Here is a 17,595-nt window from a genome sequence, read left to right on the forward strand (position 1 = left end):
GTTATTCCCGCCTCTGCGCGGGCGTATCGGTCCGGGGACAGGGCGATGCCTGCGGAGTTTGGAGAATGACGATGACGACAGCCGTGACGACGAGGATCAGCCCTATCGTGTCGTCGAACGAGAATTGCTCGCCGAAATGCACTACCCCGACCAGCACCGCCGTCAGCGGCTCCATCGACCCCAGGATCGAGGTCATCGTCGGCCCGATCCGCTGGACGGCCAGCACGAGGGTGAGGTTCGAAAGCACCGTCGGCAGTAACGCCAGCAACAGCAGGTTGCGCCATGCCGGCCATGTCCCGGCTACCTCTAAGCCCGAACTCGCGAGGGCGTAAACGAGGAACAGGACCGCCGAGAAGATCAACACGTAAAACGCCACGACCAGCGGATCGAGCCTCGCAGCCCGGCTTTTCATCACGCCTATAATGTAGACGGCATAGGTCGCGACCGTCATCGCGGCGAATGCCAGTCCGCGGGCCGGATCGTTCTGCCCGGCGTCGCCCCAGGCCAGCAGGGCTACGCCTACCAGTGAGATGAAGACGGCGACGGCGATCCACACCGAACTGCGTTCGCGGAAAAAGAGCGTCATCGCGAGCGTCACCACCAGCGGATAGAGGAAATTTACGGTCGTAGCCACCCCGCTCGGGATGTAGTCGTAGGAGCGGAGCAGGCCCAGCGCCGTGGCGGCATACATCACGGCCAGCAGGGCCAGCACGGCGGCGTCGCGTCCCGGGATACGCAGGGTGCGCCGCGTGAAAAGCACCACGGCCCCCGTCATCAGCGCTGCGATGAGCATGCGGTAGAAAAGGATTGCCGGCGACGCCATGCCTGCCTGCAGGAGCGGAATCGAGAACAGCGGGACCAGCCCGAAGGTCGCCGAAGAGACTACGGCGTAAAATATACCCTTGAAATTGTGCATGGATTCTTTTTTAGCGTAACTTTACACCGCAATTACCATGCGAATACGTCGAATACATATCCTGATCGCCCTGACGTTCGCCGCGACGTGTTGTACGCCCGCGGGAGGCCCCGTGCAGTTCTCGCCTCCCCCGCCTGCCGGCTGGACGGGACCGGGCTCCGTGCCGCCGCCCCGGCGGATGCGGCTGTTTTTCGGCGGCGACGTGATGCAGCACATGCCGCAGGTCAACGCCGTGCGCCGCGGCGACGGATTCGACTACGAACCCGTTTTCCGGGCGCTCGAACCCCGTATAAAGGCCGCCGACCTGGCTGTCGTCAACCTCGAAACCACCCTCACGCGCCGAAATACTTATACGGGCTATCCGCTCTTCCGGTCGCCCGTGGCGTTGGCCGACGCCCTGCGCGACGCCGGTGTGGATGTCGCCGTACTGGCCAACAACCACTGCTGCGACGGCGGGGCCGAGGGTATCCGCACGAGCATCGAGGAGTTGGACCGCTGTGGAATACGTCACACGGGTGTGTTTGCGGACAGCGTTGATTACAGGGCGAATAATCCGCTCTACCTCACGTATTGCAGCATGCGGCTGGCGATCGTGAACTACACCTACGGAACCAACGGCATGCCCGTCCCGAAGGGCACGATCGTGAACCTGATCGACACCGTACGCATTGCCGCGGATCTTGCGGCGGCGCGCACCGCCGGGGTCGATTTCATTGTCGCGTGCGTCCACTGGGGCGACGAGTACCAGCGGCGCGAGAATGCCGCACAGCGGAGTTTGGCCGCATTTTTGCGTCGTCACGGAACCGACGTGGTGGTCGGGAGCCATCCGCATGTGATTCAGCCCTGGACGGCCGATTCGTCGCACCTGGTGCTTTATTCGCTGGGCAACCTCGTTTCGGGCCAGCGCCGCCGTTACACCGACGGCGGACTGGTGGCCGCCGTCGAAGCCGTCCGGCATCCCGAGGGGCGGATGACTTACCGGCTCGAAACGACGCCCGTGTGGGTCGGCGTACCGGGTTACCGCATCCTGACGCCCGAAGCCGCCGACACCATGGCGCTGCCCGCGGCCTACCGCACGTTCCGCGACGACTTCGACGCACTGACCGGAAACGGCTTATAGGTAAACCGAATAGTCCCATAGGAAGAAACGATGGGATTTTTTTGGAGATTGTTTCCGGAAATTGTTATCTTTGTAACAGTAAAAACGCACACACATTAAACAATATAAGATTATGGAAAAGAGCATCAAAGGCACACGCACCGAACAGAATCTGCTGAAGGCATTCGCCGGTGAAAGCCAGGCACGCAGCCGTTACGTATTTTTCGCAAGCAAAGCCAAAAAAGAGGGCTACGAGCAGATAGCAGGCGTTTTCGCCGAGACCGCAGAGCAGGAGAAGGAGCACGCCGAGCGTTTCTTCAAGTTCCTCGAGGGCGGCGACGTGGAGATCACGGCCAGCTACCCCACCGGCCCCATCGGTACGACGGCCGAGAACCTGCTCGCTGCCGCCAAGGGCGAGAACGAGGAGTGGGACGTACTCTACCGTGAATTCGGCAAGGTCGCCGAAGAGGAGGGCTTCATGGAGATCGCTACGGCGTTCAAGATGATTTCGACCGTCGAGGCCGAGCACGAGCGCCGCTACCTGAAGCTGCTGAGCCGCCTGACGGACGGCAACTTCTTCAAGCGCGACGGCAAAATCTGGTGGCAGTGCCGCAACTGCGGTTTCATCATCGAGGCCGAGGAGGCTCCGAAGCTCTGCCCCGCGTGCAAGCACCCCCAGGCCTATTTCGAGCCCAAGAAAGAGAACTATTAGTCGCATACGACACGACGACCGGCCGCATCCTGCAAAGGGTGCGGCTTTTTTATCGGGCCTGCCCCGCGTCGACGGTTGGTTGGCTTTGGGGCGAAAGGAGCGGAATCGGGATGAAATATTCCGCTGTGCAAAACGCCGATATTACGGATTTTCGTTGTATCTTTGCAAGAATCCTTTTTTCGAACAATTCAAACACAGATATGGCAGACGAAAAAATCATCTTTTCGATGGTCGGCGTAAGCAAGACCTTCACCAACCAGAAACGGGTGCTCAACAACATCTACCTCTCTTTTTTCTACGGCGCCAAGATCGGCATCATCGGCCTGAACGGTTCGGGTAAATCGACCCTGATGAAGATCATCGCCGGACTGGACAAGAACTTCGACGGTGAAGTGGTCTTCTCGCCGGGCTATACGGTGGGTTACCTGGAGCAGGAACCCAAACTCGACGACACGAAGACGGTCCGCGAGATCGTCGAGGAGGGCTGTGCGGCTACGGTCGCTCTGCTCAAGGAGTACGAGGAGATCAACATGAAGATGTGCGAGCCGATGGACGACGACGCGATGGCCAAACTGATCGACCGTCAGGGCGAGCTGTACGAGAAGATCGACCAGTGCAACGGCTGGGAACTGGACAGCGTGCTGGAACGCGCGATGGACGCCCTGCGGTGTCCCGATCCCGACGAATCGGTCAAGCACCTCTCGGGCGGCGAACGCCGCCGCGTGGCCCTGTGCCGCCTCTTGTTGCAGCAGCCCGACGTGCTGCTCCTGGACGAGCCGACCAACCACCTCGACGCCGAGTCGATCGACTGGCTCGAACAGCACCTCCAGCAGTACAAGGGTACGGTAATCGCCGTGACCCACGACCGATATTTCCTCGACAATGTCGCCGGGTGGATTCTCGAACTCGACCGTGGCGAAGGCATTCCCTGGAAGGGCAACTACTCGGGCTGGCTCGACCAGAAGACCACCCGCATGGCCATGGAAGAGAAGCAGGAGTCGAAGCGCCGCAAGACCCTCGAACGCGAGTTGGAGTGGGTGCGCATGTCGCCTTCGGGCCGCCACGCCAAGTCGAAGGCCCGTCTGTCGGCTTACGACAAGATGATGAACGAGGATACAAAGCAGAAGGAGGAGAAGCTCGAAATCTTCATTCCCAACGGTCCGCGTCTGGGCGACGTGGTGATCGAGGCCCACGAGGTTTCGAAAGCCTTCGGCGACCGCGTACTGTACGAAGGGCTGGAGTTTTCGCTGCCCCCTGCGGGTATCGTGGGCGTGATCGGTCCCAACGGAACGGGTAAGACTACCCTCTTCCGGATGATCATGGGCCTCGAAGAGCCTACGAGCGGTTCGTTCCGCGTGGGGCCGACCGTAAAACTGGCCTATGTGGACCAGCAGCACAAGTCGATCGACCCCGAAAAAACGGTCTTCGAGGTGATCTCAGGCGGTTTGGACCTCATGACGCTGGGCAACCGGCAGGTCAACGCCCGCGCCTATGTGGCCCGTTTCAACTTCTCGGGCGCCGACCAGGAGAAGAAGTGCGGCATGCTGTCGGGCGGCGAGCGGAACCGTCTGCACCTGGCTCTTGCGTTGAAGGAGGAAGGCAATGTCCTGCTGTTGGACGAGCCGACCAACGACATCGACGTGAACACGCTGCGCGCCCTGGAGGAAGGTCTCGAAAACTTCGCGGGCTGTGCCGTTGTGATCTCGCACGACCGTTGGTTCCTCGACCGTATCGCCACGCATATCCTCTCGTTCGAGGGCGATTCGAAGGTGGTCTTCTACGAAGGTTCCTACTCGGAGTACGAGGCCTGGAAGAAGGCGCAGGGCGGCGATACGGCGCCCCACCGCGTACGTTACAAGAAATTAATGGCATAAATATACAATGGCACAGAAACCTTCCATTCCCAAAGGCACGCGCGACTTCTCCCCTGCGGAGATGATGCGCCGCCAATATATTTTCGATTCGATTCGCCGGGTCTTCCGCTCTTACGGCTTTGCGCCGCTGGAAACCCCGTCGATGGAAAACCTTTCGACCCTGCTGGGCAAATACGGCGACGAGGGCGACAAACTCCTGTTCAAGATTCTCAATTCGGGCGACTACGCCGCGGGCCTTTCGGACGAGGAGGTGCGCAACGCATCGAAAATCTGCGAAAAAGGGCTCCGCTACGACCTCACGGTCCCCTTCGCACGTTACGTCGTGCAGCACCAGGGCGAACTGACGTTCCCCTTCAAACGCTATCAGATTCAGCCCGTATGGCGCGCCGACCGCCCTCAGAAGGGCCGTTACCGTGAGTTTTACCAGTGCGATGTCGACGTGATCGGCACGCGGTCGCTGCTGTGCGAGGTCGAGCTGATCGAGATCGTCGAGCGGGTTTTCAAGGCCCTCGGCATCCGTGTCGCACTGAAGATGAACAACCGCAAGATCCTGTTCGGCATCGCCGAGGCCATCGGCCACGCCGACAAGATGATGGATATTACCATCGCCATCGACAAACTCGAAAAGATCGGACTGGACAACGTGAAGGCCGAACTGATGGAGCGCGGATTGGGGCAGGAGGCTGTCGACAAACTTCAACCGATACTCGAACTGAGCGGCGATAATTTGCAGAAGATTAAACAACTGCGCGATGTTCTTTCCGTCTCGGAGACGGGCATGAAAGGCATCGAAGAGATGGAAACCGTTTTCGGCTATGTCGATCGGTTGGGTATCGACCTTACGGTCGAGCTGGACCTTTCGCTGGCACGCGGTTTGAACTACTATACGGGAGCGATTTTCGAGGTCAAGGCCCTCGATTTCGCCATCGGCTCGATCTGCGGCGGCGGCCGTTACGACGATCTGACGGGCATCTTCGGTATGCCCAACATGTCGGGCGTGGGCATCTCGTTCGGCGCGGACCGCATCTACGACGTGATGACGGGCCTCGGGCTTTTCCCCGAGGATGTCAACTGCTCGACCCGGGTGCTGTTCGTCAACCTGGGCGCCGAGGAGGAGGCCGCCGTGCTGCCGTTGCTGCGCGATTTGCGCGGCCGTGAAATCGCCGCCGAAATCTACCCCGAAGCGGGTAAAATGAAGAAGCAAATGGAATACGCCAACCGCCGCGGCATCCCCTACGTGGTGATCGTGGGATCGCAGGAGCTGGAGTCCGGAGCCGCAACCGTCAAGGACATGCGCTCGGGCGAACAGCGCCAGGTGGCCTTTGCCGAACTGGCCGGAGCGGTTCAATAAAGACACTCAACGCCGCTTTCGTCCACTGCGGCGACAAATCCCGGGCGGGGGTAAATGCGGTCTTTGACGGTATTCCGGACCGCCCGGGTTAAACCCCTAAAATCATTACGCCATGCGCCGATTGTTCGTCATACTCGCTACCCTTTCCGTCCTGCCCCTCGCGGCGCAGAACGAAGACGACGTGCGCCAACTCCAGAAGTTCGCGCAGGTTTTCCGTTATCTTTCGGGCCTTTATGTCGATGACGTGGACATGAAACCCGTCGTCGAAGGAGCCATCACGGGCATGCTCGAAGAGCTCGACCCCCACTCGGCCTATATCGGAGCCGAGGAGATGAAAGGCGTGCAGGAGAGTTTCGACGGCGAATTCAGCGGCATCGGTGTGGAGTTCAACGTGCTGCGCGACACGGTGATCGTGGTCAACACCATCGCCGGAGGCCCTGCCGAACGGGTCGGCGTGCGTGCCAACGACCGTATCGTGCGCATCGATACGCTGAGTTCCGTGGGTATGGGACGTGCCGACGTGCCCAAATACCTGCGCGGAAAGACCGGCACGAAGGTCGAGATCGACGTTGTGCGCCACGGTACGCCCGGGCAGCTTCATTTCGTGATCGTCCGTGACAAAATTCCCCTGAACACCGTCGATGCTTCCTACAAGGTCGCCGACGACATCGGCTACATCAAGGTCAACCGTTTCGGCCGTACCACGATGGAGGAATTTACCGAGGCTTTCCGCAAACTGGGTAAACCCGGAGGCCTGATCCTCGACCTGAGGGGCAACGGCGGCGGCCTGCTGGAGCAGGCGATCGAGATGGCGGGATTTTTCCTGCCGCGCGGGGCCGTGATCGTCTCTACGGAGGGGCGCGCCGTCCCGGCTTCGTCGTTCCGCGCCCAGAACAACGGCGAGGACCTCAAGGACCGCCTCGTGGTGCTGATCGACGAGTCGTCGGCTTCGGCCTCGGAGATCGTCGCGGGGGCTGTGCAGGACTGGGACCGCGGCGTGGTCGTAGGCCGTCCGAGTTTCGGCAAGGGACTCGTGCAGCGCCAGATCGGGCTGCCCGACGGGTCGGCCGTGCGTATTACCGTAGCTCGCTACCACACTCCTTCGGGCCGCGTTATTCAGCGGCCTTATGAAAAGGGCAAACGCCGCGAATATTACCTCGACCACCTGCGCCGCTACGACGACGCTGCGCGCGATTCGCTCGACGCGGAGGCTCCGGCTTACCGCACGCTTCGCACCGGACGTACGGTTTACGGCGGCGGCGGGATTCGTCCCGACGTTCTTGTCGAAGCCGACACGGCAGGCTATTCGAATTATTACGCCGAACTGATCCGCCGCGGCGTCGTGGCCGATTTCGTGGGCGACTGGCTCGACGGATCGCGTGACAGCCTTTCGCGCCGTTATACGACCTTCGGCGCGTTCGACGCGGGATATACCCCTTCGGACGAAGTGCTCGACGCCCTTACGGCGCTCGGCGAAACCCGGGGCGTGAAGTTCGATGCGGAAGGGTTCGCCGTTTCCGAACCCCTGATGCGGATGCAGCTCAAGGCCCTCGCAGCCCAGCGCCTGTTCGGTACTGGCGCTTATTTCCAGGTCATTAACCCGGCCATGAGTCCTGCGTATGCCCGGGCCGTGGCGATTCTCGAAGATTGGGACAAGTCGGGACAACCCGTCCTGGAGCCGTAAAAATAGCGTCTCTGTTTTTGGAAATTTCCATTTCTTTTCGTATATTCGTTGATACGAGATGCGAATTGATATACTGAAACTAACCCAAAAACGACTCCTATGCTTCCCCCTACCCAGCCCCGTCGCGAAAGCGAGGATTACGGAGACCAGATTCTTTCCAAGGCCGTAAAAGCGGGCCGACGAACCTATTTCTTCGATGTCCGCTCCACGCGCGGCGACGACTACTTTCTGACCATCACCGAGAGCCGCAAAATCACGGCCCCCGACGGCACGTCAAGTTACGACCGCCACAAAATATTCCTTTACAAGGAAGATTTCTCGAAATTCGCCGAAGGGCTGAACGAAGTCGTCGAGTTCATTCGCCGCTCGAAGGAGTGTCCCGAACCGGTGAAATAGTCCCTGGTTCCGGCTGTTTCACAAACAGCCTCCGGGGCGATCCCTGTCATTGTGCCATCCTGTTCGGTTATGGTCGGGGAGCATGCTGTCCTGCCTTTCGGGAGACGGGCAAATCCGTTGAGCCGCAAGCCCTTGCCTGATAAATTCATCTGCGGTTGTTTCGTAACGGCCGTATAGCCTGAAAAATTGATGAAAACTTAATTTTCAGGTTGCGGGCTTTCGCCTTTTATCGCTACCTTTGACTTCGCCGAAGATACTCCCGCCCGGCAAAGTGCAAGCAAGCTTGCTTTTGCCCTCGCTTATTCGTATCTTTGCGTGCAAAACCAAATACGCAAACAGACTATGAATTTCTCCCGGTACATCGTACTCGCACTGAAAGGATGCGCCATGGGTATGGCCGATGTCGTTCCCGGCGTTTCGGGCGGTACGATCGCCTTTATCTCGGGTATCTACGAAGAATTGCTCGATTCGATTCGCAGCGTCAACGCCACGGCGCTCAAACTGTTGCTGAAACTCCGCCTCGGCGAGTTCTGGCGACATGTCAACGGCAGTTTCCTGCTGCCCGTGCTGCTGGGGATCGCCATTGCTATCTTCTCGCTGGCGCGGCTGATGACCTATCTGCTGACTTACCACCCTATTGCCATCTGGTCGTTTTTCTTCGGTCTGATCATCGCTTCATCGGTGCTTGTCGCCCGGCAGATCGGACACTGGAACTGGCGGACTGTCCTGGCCTTTGCCGTCGGGGCCGTCGCCGCGTGGTGGATTACCGTCGCTACGCCCGCCGAAACGCCCAACGACTGGTGGTTCGTGATGCTGTCCGGGGCCATTGCCATTTGCGCCATGATCCTGCCCGGCATCTCCGGGGCTTTCATCCTGCTGCTGCTGGGTAAATACCAGTACATCATGCAGGCCGTCGGAGACTTCAATATCCCCGTTATCGCGGTCTTCGTCATCGGAGCCGTGGCGGGTATCATCTCTTTCTCACACCTGCTGTCCTGGCTGCTCAAGCACCTGCACGACATCACGGTGGCCGTGCTGATGGGTTTCATGGTCGGTTCGCTCAACAAGGTCTGGCCCTGGAAGGAGACCGTGGAGACCTACCTCGACAGTCATGGCGTCGCACAGCCGCTCGTTCAGCACAACGTTGCCCCCGGGGCGTTCGAACAACTTACGGGACAGCCGTCGCTGCTCGTGCAGGCTATTTTGCTCTGCGCCGTCGGATTCCTGGCTATCTACGGCATCGAGTTGCTGGCCCGTATCATCGTTAAAAAAGAGGAGAAATAAACCATGCGTCGTTTCGGACTGATCGGTCGTCCGTTGGGCCATTCGGCTTCGGCGGCCTACTTCACGGAGAAGTTTAACAGGGAGGGTATAAGCGATTGTGAATATTCGCTTTACGAGTTGCCTTCGATCGAGGACCTGCCCGGCCTGCTGGCCCGGGTCCCGGAACTCTGCGGGCTGAACGTCACGATTCCTTATAAACGCGACGTGATCGCCTTTTTGGACTCGGTTTCACACGAAGCACAGGCTATCGGGGCAGTCAACTGCATCCGCCGCAGCGCGGACGGACGCCTCGCGGGGCATAATACGGACGTTATCGGTCTCCGGGCCGCATTGAACGAGTTATTGGGAACCGCCGTGCCGGAACAGGCTTTGGTGCTCGGCACGGGAGGCGCTTCGCAGGCTGTTCAGTACGCCCTTGCCGAACGCGACATTCCCTTTGCGCTGGTTTCGCGCGAGGCGTCGAAAGGCAACTATACCTACGACAACCTGCCTTGTGAAGTCGTGGAGACCAGTCGGCTGATTATCAACGCATCGCCCGTGGGGACCTATCCCAATGTCGATGCCGCGCCGCGTATCCCCTACGCCTATGTCACGCCGGAACACTATTTGCTCGATCTGGTCTACAATCCGCCGCTGACGCAGTTTCTCGACTATGGCCGCCAGCGCGGGGCGCATATCCTGAACGGACGAACGATGTTCGTGGAGCAGGCCGAAGCCTCGTGGCGTATCTGGAATGCTTAAAGCGACGCCTTAACTAAAACCTATAATCGCATGAAAAACATCTTATTGACTCTCTGTGCAATCGTCGCCTGCTGGGCCGGGGCCTTCGCGCAGGATTTGACGCCGCCCCGTTTCGACGGAGCCGTAATTCAGGTTTTCATGACGCGCATGGCCGCTATGGCTGAAAAGATCGCCGTCGAGCAGCAGATTCCGGCCGACTCGCTCTCGCCGGTCGTAGGGATCGCCCTGCACATTGACAAAACGGGAAATGCGGCCGAATGGACGTATATGGACAATACACGCGAAGGTCGCGACCGTGCGGAGTTCGCTCCTGCAACGGCCGCCACACGCCGGGTGCTGAAAGAAGCCTATGCCCGCCTGGGCGGAAAATGGAACCCTGCAACCACGGCGGACGGGCGTCCGGCCTCTTACACTTCGCGGATGACGATCCGCATTCCCGTCGAGAAGGTCGAGCGGGCACTGAATCCCGATCCGCTGTTGTTTATGGGCGGGAATCCGGAGAAGAGTTTCCATGAATGGGCCAAAGTGCGTATCCGTTACGACGAACGCTTTACGGAAAAGGGCGTAGACGGAGTTGCGCACGTACGCTTCTATGTCGAGCCGGACGGACGGATCACGATCGACAAGGTCGTGCAGACTCCCAACGACAAGCTGGCGAAGGAGATGATTCGCGTCATCCGCAACAGCAAGGGGAAATGGACGCCCCGCAAGGTGCGCGGCGTTCCTCAGCGTACGGCCTTCGACTACCGGGTCAATTACGGTGGCAACTGAAAATGAAAAACTCCGCCCGACGGCGGAGTTTTTTTATTGGAGTTTTGCGATGTAGCCGATAACGTCGAAGGCGGTCAGCCCGTATGCATAAGGAGCGTAAAGCGGATGGCGGGGATTGCCTTTTGCCGTAGGATCCCCGATTTTCAGCCAACGGCCGCGATGGGTACTTAAAACGGAGTGAATATCCCGGAAACACTGCTTTAAATAGGGCTTTACGGCAATGTCGTTGCCGAACGCCACCAGGATGTCGGCGGCCGGATAGCGTTTCGCGAGACGGGCTATCCCGTCCAGATTGCGCTGGTGCATCGCTTCGTCGAGCGCCGGGGACATGCTCCATTTGTCCGTGGCGCGTTCGGACGAGAGGTTCAGCATGGTGAATCCGTCATACCCGGCATTGGCGGCAAACCGCGTAACCTTGCGCAGCGTAGGGTCCGGACGCAACTCATTCGCCGTGCTGGGGTTGAGCCCGATGACGAAAAGCATCCTCTCCCCGGCTTGCTCCAGGATAAAGCGATAAGCGCCTTGCTCCCGCCCGGTTTCTTCCCAGTATGTCGGTTTGTAGCGGATAACAGGACACTGTTTCATCGGTGCCGCAGCATCGCTTTGGCTTTTTCGAACTCCTCTTCGCGGACGACTACCTGGGCAGGCATGGTCCCGATCGGATAGATGGCCGACATGTATTCGTTGCGGATAGTCGACCAGATGCCGGCGCTGTCGAGCATCGACTTGGCTATTTCGGCCTCTGTAATGGTGTTGTACTCCGCCAGTACAACCAACGAGTCGTCTTTCATATTTTTTCGGTTTTGGTTCGGTATTTAAAGTTAAGCATTTTGTTGATAAAATGCAAGAGCCCTGCCACGAATCTTCAATAAATACGTTATCTTTGTCTGACGATAACTTCAGGCACAGATAGACTGCACTTCGGCAAAACAAGTTGCCCGGCACTTGATTTTGCCCTCGCTTTGTATTATCTTTGCATACGCAAAATTTTGACGCAATGCCCCAGTTCGTACATCTTCACGTACATACCCAATATTCGATTCTGGACGGTCAGGCCAGCATCCCCCGACTCGTGGACAAAGCCATGGCCGACGGCCAGCCCGGCATCGCCGTGACAGACCACGGCGACATGTTCGGCATCAAGGAGTTTTTCAATTACGTCCAGAAGGTCAAAGGCAAGAATAAAGACAAGGCCGCTGAATGCGAAGCCCGCATCGCCGCCCTGCGCGACGGCACGGAGGCCTGTGCCGACCCCGCTGCGGAGATCGCCAAATGTGAGAAACAGTTGGCGGAGTGCAAGCGCCGGCTGGCCTTCAAACCGATCATCGGCTGCGAGGTCTACGTGGCGCGCCGCCGGCTGCACGACAAGGAAGGCAAGCCCGACCAGAGCGGCTACCACCTGATCCTGCTGGCCAAGAACCTCAAGGGTTACCACAACCTCATCAAGATCGTTTCGAAAGCGTGGACCGACGGTTTCTACATGCGTCCGCGAACCGACCGTGCGGAGATCGAGAAATACCACGAGGGACTGATCTGCTGTTCGGCCTGTCTGGCCGGCGAGGTTCCGCGCGCCATTACGGCGAACGACCTCGAAAAGGCCGACGAGTCGATCCAATGGCACAAGAAGGTCTTCGGCGACGACTATTACCTGGAGTTGCAGCTCCACAAGGCTACCGTCGAGCGGGCCAACCACGAAGCCTACCCCATGCAGTTGCATGTCAACAAATACCTGCGTGAACTGGCCGCGAAGCACAACGTGCGGATGGTCTGCACCAACGACGTGCATTTCGTGGACGAGGACAACGCCGAGGCGCACGACCGTCTGATCTGCCTTTCGACGGGCAAGGACCTCGACGACCCCAAGCGCATGCTCTACTCCAAACAGGAGTGGCTGAAAACCACGGCCGAGATGGCCGCGATCTTCGGCGAGACCGACCCCGAAGCGATGGCCACGACCGTGGACATCTGCAACCAGGTCGAGTGCTACTCGATCGACCATGCGCCGATCATGCCCGAATTCGAAATTCCCGTCGAGTTCGGAACCGAAGCCGAATACCGCGCCCGCCTCACGGAGAAAGACCTTTTCGACGAATTCACGCGCGACGAAAACGGCAATGTGGTGATGTCGGAGGAGGACGGGCTCAAGAAAATCCAGAAACTGGGCGGATACGACAAACTCTACCGCATCAAGTTCGAAGCCGACTACCTGGCCAAGCTGACGATGGACGGCGCGCATAAGCGCTATGGCGATCAGTTGACCGAAGAGCAGGAGGAACGACTGAAATTCGAGCTGCACATCATGAAGACGATGGGTTTCCCGGGCTACTTCCTGATCGTGCAGGACTTCATACGCGCCGCACGCGAAGAGTTGGACGTGTCGGTGGGACCGGGCCGCGGTTCGGCCGCAGGTTCGGCTGTGGCCTACTGCCTCGGCATCACGCAGATCGACCCGATCGCCTACGACCTGCTGTTCGAGCGTTTTCTGAATCCTGACCGTATCTCGCTCCCCGATATCGACGTTGACTTCGACGACGACGGACGCGGACGCGTCCTGAACTGGGTGACGCAGAAATACGGCAAGGAAAAGGTCGCGCATATCATCACCTACGGTACGATGGCCACCAAACTGGCCATCAAGGACGTGGCGCGCGTGCAGAAACTGATGCTCTCGGAGTCGGACCGCCTCTGCAAACTGGTTCCGGACAAGATTCCGGACAAGAAGCTCAACCTGCAGACCGCCATCGACTACGTTCCCGAGCTGAAAGCCGCCGAGCAGTCGGACAACCCGATCCTGCGCGACACGATCCGTTATGCCAAGATGTTGGAAGGCAACGTCCGCAATACGGGCGTGCATGCTTGCGGTACGATCATCTGCCGCGACGACATCACCGACTGGGTCCCCGTCTCGACGGCCGACGACAAGGAGACCGGCGAGAAGATGCTCGTCACGCAGTATGAAGGTTCGGTAATCGAGGACACGGGCCTTATCAAGATGGACTTCCTGGGTCTGAAGACCCTTTCGATCATCAAGGATGCCGTGGAGAACGTCCGCCAGACCAAGGGTATTGCGGTCGACATCGACGATTTCACGATCATCAACGACCCTGTGACCTATAAACTCTACGGCGAGGGCCGCACCGTCGGAACGTTCCAGTTCGAGTCCGCGGGTATGCAGAAATACCTCCGCGAATTACAGCCCTCGACCTTCGAGGACCTGATCGCCATGAATGCCCTCTACCGGCCCGGCCCGATGGACTATATCCCCGACTTCATCGCCCGTAAGCACGGCCGCAGTCCCATCGTGTACGACATCCCCGTCATGGAGAAGTACCTGAAGGACACCTACGGCATCACGGTCTACCAGGAGCAGGTCATGCTCTTGTCGCGTCTTTTGGCCAACTTCACCCGCGGCGAGTCGGACACGCTGCGTAAGGCGATGGGTAAGAAACTCAAGGACAAGTTGGACCACCTGAAGCCCAAGTTCATCGAGGGCGGCAAGAAGAACGGCCACGACGCGAAGGTGCTCGAAAAGATCTGGGGCGACTGGGAGAAATTCGCCTCCTATGCGTTCAACAAGTCGCACGCCACGTGCTACTCGTGGGTAGCTTACCAGACGGCGTACCTCAAGGCCAACTACCCTTCGGAGTATATGGCCGCCGTGCTGAGCCGAAACCTCACGAACATCGAGCAGTTGACGCTTTACATGAACGAGTGTAAGCGCATGGGCATCAGTGTTATGGGGCCCGACATCAACGAATCGATGCGGCAGTTCTCGTCCAACGCAGCCGGTGACGTGCGTTTCGGTCTCGCGGCCGTGAAGGGCGTCGGCGCAGCAGCCGTGGAGAGCATCATCGCCGAACGTAAGGCCAACGGTCCGTTCAAGGATATCTACGACTTCATCGAGCGGGTTAACTATTCGCTCGTCAACCGCAAATGCCTCGAAAACCTCGCTTATGCCGGGGCGTTCGACTCGATCACGGATTTCGCCCGCTGCAAGTTCTTCGGCATCGACCTGCGCGATTCGAGCGGCATCACCTTTATCGAGCAGTTGATGCGTTACGGACAGCGCTTCCAGACCGAGCAGAACAACGCCCAGCAAAGTCTGTTCGGCGGCGGCGAGCACGTCGACATCCAGCGCCCGGTACTTCCGTCCTGTGCCGACTGGAGCCAGTTGGAGAAACTTACGAAGGAGCGCGAAATGGTGGGACTCTACCTTTCGGCACACCCGCTGGACGACTATAAGGTCATCATCGACCATATGTGCAAGACCCAGCTTTCGGAACTGGAGAACCTCGACGCTATCAAAGGGCAGGAGATCGCTGTGGCCGGCATGGTCGTAAGCGTCTCGAACCTGATGACTAAAACCGGCAAACCGTGGGGCAAGTTCAAACTCGAAGATTATAACGGCGGCCACGAGTTCGCCCTCTTCGGCAAGGATTACGAGAACTTCCGCAAATACCTGTTTCCGGACTATTTTCTCTTTATCCGGGGCCGTGTGCAGCCTAAGCCCTACAACGACCAGGAACTCGAGTTCAAGATCATTTCGATGGTCCAGCTCCAGGAGATGCGCGACACGATGATCAAGGAGATGTACGTGCACCTGCCGATCGAGGATGTGACCGAAAAGCTGATCCGCGAACTTACGCAGAAGGTCAAGGAGTCGAAGGGCGACACGCTGCTGCGGCTGAGCGTCTACGACCGCGAAGCGCAGGTCTCGCTGGGCCTCTTTTCGAAGAGTCACAAGGTGAGCCTCTCGCCGTCTTTGGTCGGATTCCTGGATGACAACCACATTCACTATTCAATCGCATAATCGGACATAAAATCATAATTTAAAACTGTGAAACAATGGCATTAGCAATCAACAAAGACAATTTCGAGGCGCTGGTCGCAGGCGATCAGCCGGTAGTTATCGACTTCTGGGCCGAGTGGTGCGGTCCCTGCCGTACGATGTCGCCCATCGTGGATGAACTGGCTGCGGAGTTCGAAGGCAAAGTCGTCATCGGCAAGTGCGATGTGGAGGAAAACGACGACATCACGATAAAGTACGGCGTGAGGAACATCCCGACGATCATCTTCCTCAAGGGCGGCGAACTCGTCGACAAACAGGTCGGCGCCTGCTCGAAGGACGCCCTGAAAGCCAAAATTGAGAAACTGCTCTAAGCGATGCTGCGTACCATCGACTTCCACGGACTGAAAGGCGTGGAGTTTTCCAAGGGCGATTATACGGCGATCCTTATTCCGGAGATGGGGGCCAACCTCGTGCGGCTGGCCAACACCAGGCTGGGCGCGGAGATTCTGCGTACGCCCGGAGCCGACGAGGTCGAGACTTTCAAGGCCCGTCCCCAGGTCTTCGGACTGCCCATCCTGTTCCCGCCCAACCGCATCGCCGACGGCCGTTATACGTTCGAAGGTCGCACGTACCAGTACCCGATCACCATCGAGAAGGAACACAACTACCACCACGGCGTCCTCAAGAGCGAGGCGTTCATGGTGTCGAAAGCCCGTGAGACGGACGAAGAGGTGATGATCGAGTGCCGTTATTATGCCAATGCAGGCAACGATGCGATTTTCCGCGATTTTCCGCACGAGTTCAAGTGCAAAATCACCTATTGGCTCTCGGCCGAAGGGCTGGAGCAGGAGGTGATGTTTTCGAACCGCAGCAAGATGCGCATGCCCGTGGGCGTAGGCTTCCATACCCCGCTGTCGATTCCGTTTGCAGGAGGCTCGGACGCTGATTACGTGATGCGCGCCGCAGTTGGAGAACAGGTTGAACTCAGCGAACGTAACCTGCCGACAGGAAGGAAGTTGCCGTTGTCGGAGAAATTTGCCAAACTGCGCAGCGGAGGCCTTCGGGTCACCGGCTGTGAACCGATCGAAGCCGGGTTTACGCTGAGCGAAATCGACGTGGACGGCAAGCATTTCCGCGGTGCATTGGTCGAGAATATCCGTACGGGTGTGAGGACCTTTTACGAGGTGGATTCCCAGACGACCTACTGGACGATCTGGAACAACGGCGGGCAGGTCCCCTACTGTTGTCCCGAACCGCAGTCGTGGACTACGAACGCCCCCAACCTCGCCGCACCCGCGGCCGAAGGATTCCGGTCCATCGCTCCGGGCGAATCGTGGCGCATGACTTTCCGGCTCTACGCTAAATAATAAAAGAGGAGGTCCGAAGACCTCCTCTTTTATTTAGAACGACTCATTGAACACCGTTTCCGACAGCGGTTTGCGCAGCATGTCGTGACGGTCGGGATCGGACGGGATGCCTTCCCCGTAGCCGACGAGCAGGATATTGACGGGTTCCACATGTTCGGGCAGCGAGAACTCCTCGCGCACGGCTTCGGGCTTGAACATACAGATCCACAGCGTGTCGAGGTCCAGCGATGCCGCGGCGAGCATCATGTGGTCGGTGACGATCGAAGCGTCGATGTCGCCGATCTTCTTGTCGTCGTACTTGCGGGTCCACACCTCGTCAGTATCGGCGCAGACGATGATAGCCGTCGGAGCTCCGAAATTACGCGTACAGCGCGCAAGGCGCTCCATCCCTTCTTTCGATTGCACGACTACCAGCCGCTGGGGCTGGCGGTTGGCTCCCGTGGGAGCTACACGGCCGGCTTCGAGGATAAGGGCCAGCTTCTCCGGCTCGACCTGTTTGTCGAGGTATTTGCGGCAGGCGTACCGCTTCTTCGCCAATGCTAGAAAATCCATGCTTTTTCAGTTTACAAAGGCAAAGGTAATAAAAATCGGGCCACGGCAATCCCTCCCTG

General features: G+C 58.6%; 16 protein-coding genes. 12 read left to right on the forward strand and 4 right to left on the reverse strand.

Annotation, left to right across the window (positions count from 1 at the left end):
• Position 1 precedes the first annotated feature (1 nt).
• Entirely contained in the window at positions 2-916 is a 915-nt protein-coding gene (locus KG007_RS06705; RefSeq protein ID WP_213347816.1) for a DMT family transporter, read from the reverse strand.
• Between the two features lie 37 nt (positions 917-953).
• Between KG007_RS06705 and KG007_RS06710 the strand changes: the two genes are divergently transcribed.
• The 9 genes from KG007_RS06710 (at position 954) to KG007_RS06750 (ending at position 10,828) form a co-directional block, all read left to right on the forward strand.
• On the forward strand, positions 954-2,036 hold the full coding sequence (locus tag KG007_RS06710; protein ID WP_213347817.1) for a CapA family protein: 1,083 nt from the start codon (positions 954-956) through the stop codon (positions 2,034-2,036).
• A gap of 112 nt (positions 2,037-2,148) precedes the next feature.
• Complete coding sequence (rbr, locus tag KG007_RS06715; protein ID WP_195460458.1) at positions 2,149-2,727, forward strand: rubrerythrin; 579 nt, start codon at positions 2,149-2,151, stop codon at positions 2,725-2,727.
• Positions 2,728-2,927: 200 nt separating this feature from the next.
• Positions 2,928-4,601: an energy-dependent translational throttle protein EttA gene (ettA, locus tag KG007_RS06720; RefSeq protein ID WP_195460460.1), complete on the forward strand. Its 1,674-nt coding sequence runs from the start codon at positions 2,928-2,930 to the stop codon at positions 4,599-4,601.
• A gap of 7 nt (positions 4,602-4,608) precedes the next feature.
• Entirely contained in the window at positions 4,609-5,952 is a 1,344-nt protein-coding gene (hisS, locus tag KG007_RS06725; protein WP_195460461.1) for a histidine--tRNA ligase, read from the forward strand.
• Between the two features lie 112 nt (positions 5,953-6,064).
• The gene (locus KG007_RS06730) at positions 6,065-7,636 is read left to right on the forward strand and encodes a S41 family peptidase (RefSeq protein WP_213347818.1); all 1,572 of its coding nucleotides are present in this window, start codon (positions 6,065-6,067) and stop codon (positions 7,634-7,636) included.
• Between the two features lie 99 nt (positions 7,637-7,735).
• The gene (locus KG007_RS06735; protein WP_195460463.1) at positions 7,736-8,032 is read left to right on the forward strand and encodes a DUF3276 family protein; all 297 of its coding nucleotides are present in this window, start codon (positions 7,736-7,738) and stop codon (positions 8,030-8,032) included.
• A 342-nt stretch (positions 8,033-8,374) separates the two neighbouring features.
• Positions 8,375-9,316 (forward strand): DUF368 domain-containing protein, encoded by a 942-nt coding sequence (locus KG007_RS06740; protein ID WP_195460464.1) that lies wholly within the window; start codon positions 8,375-8,377, stop codon positions 9,314-9,316.
• A 3-nt stretch (positions 9,317-9,319) separates the two neighbouring features.
• Positions 9,320-10,057, forward strand: coding sequence for a shikimate dehydrogenase family protein (locus tag KG007_RS06745; RefSeq protein ID WP_213347819.1), 738 nt, complete (start codon positions 9,320-9,322; stop codon positions 10,055-10,057).
• 30 nt (positions 10,058-10,087) lie between these two features.
• Complete coding sequence (locus KG007_RS06750) at positions 10,088-10,828, forward strand: energy transducer TonB (protein WP_213347820.1); 741 nt, start codon at positions 10,088-10,090, stop codon at positions 10,826-10,828.
• Positions 10,829-10,861: 33 nt separating this feature from the next.
• Here the strand turns inward: KG007_RS06750 and KG007_RS06755 are convergent, their stop codons facing one another.
• Together KG007_RS06755 and KG007_RS06760 are read right to left on the reverse strand one after the other, a co-directional pair.
• The gene (locus KG007_RS06755; RefSeq protein ID WP_213347821.1) at positions 10,862-11,413 is read right to left on the reverse strand and encodes a DUF1643 domain-containing protein; all 552 of its coding nucleotides are present in this window, start codon (positions 11,411-11,413) and stop codon (positions 10,862-10,864) included.
• Complete coding sequence (locus KG007_RS06760; RefSeq protein ID WP_195460471.1) at positions 11,410-11,619, reverse strand: putative signal transducing protein; 210 nt, start codon at positions 11,617-11,619, stop codon at positions 11,410-11,412. The genes KG007_RS06755 and KG007_RS06760 overlap by 4 nt, the downstream gene beginning before the upstream one ends.
• A 206-nt stretch (positions 11,620-11,825) precedes the next feature.
• Here KG007_RS06760 and dnaE point away from each other — a divergent pair, with 206 nt between their 5' ends.
• The 3 genes from dnaE to KG007_RS06775 are packed head-to-tail and all read left to right on the forward strand — an operon-like array spanning position 11,826 to position 16,984.
• Positions 11,826-15,638, forward strand: a complete 3,813-nt coding sequence (gene dnaE, locus KG007_RS06765) for a DNA polymerase III subunit alpha (protein WP_195460473.1) — start codon at positions 11,826-11,828, stop codon at positions 15,636-15,638.
• Between the two features lie 35 nt (positions 15,639-15,673).
• Positions 15,674-15,988, forward strand: a complete 315-nt coding sequence (gene trxA, locus KG007_RS06770) for a thioredoxin (protein ID WP_195460475.1) — start codon at positions 15,674-15,676, stop codon at positions 15,986-15,988.
• 3 nt (positions 15,989-15,991) lie between these two features.
• Positions 15,992-16,984 carry an aldose 1-epimerase gene (locus KG007_RS06775; RefSeq protein WP_213347822.1) on the forward strand — a complete coding sequence of 331 codons (993 nt, stop codon included), beginning with the start codon at positions 15,992-15,994 and terminating at the stop codon, positions 16,982-16,984.
• Positions 16,985-17,017: 33 nt separating this feature from the next.
• Here KG007_RS06775 and KG007_RS06780 read toward each other — a convergent pair whose 3' ends face one another.
• Complete coding sequence (locus KG007_RS06780; protein WP_195460478.1) at positions 17,018-17,536, reverse strand: nitroreductase family protein; 519 nt, start codon at positions 17,534-17,536, stop codon at positions 17,018-17,020.
• Positions 17,537-17,595: the final 59 nt, after the last annotated feature.

The sequence above is a fragment of the Alistipes montrealensis genome (assembly GCF_018362775.1).
Lineage (GTDB): Bacteria > Bacteroidota > Bacteroidia > Bacteroidales > Rikenellaceae > Alistipes > Alistipes montrealensis.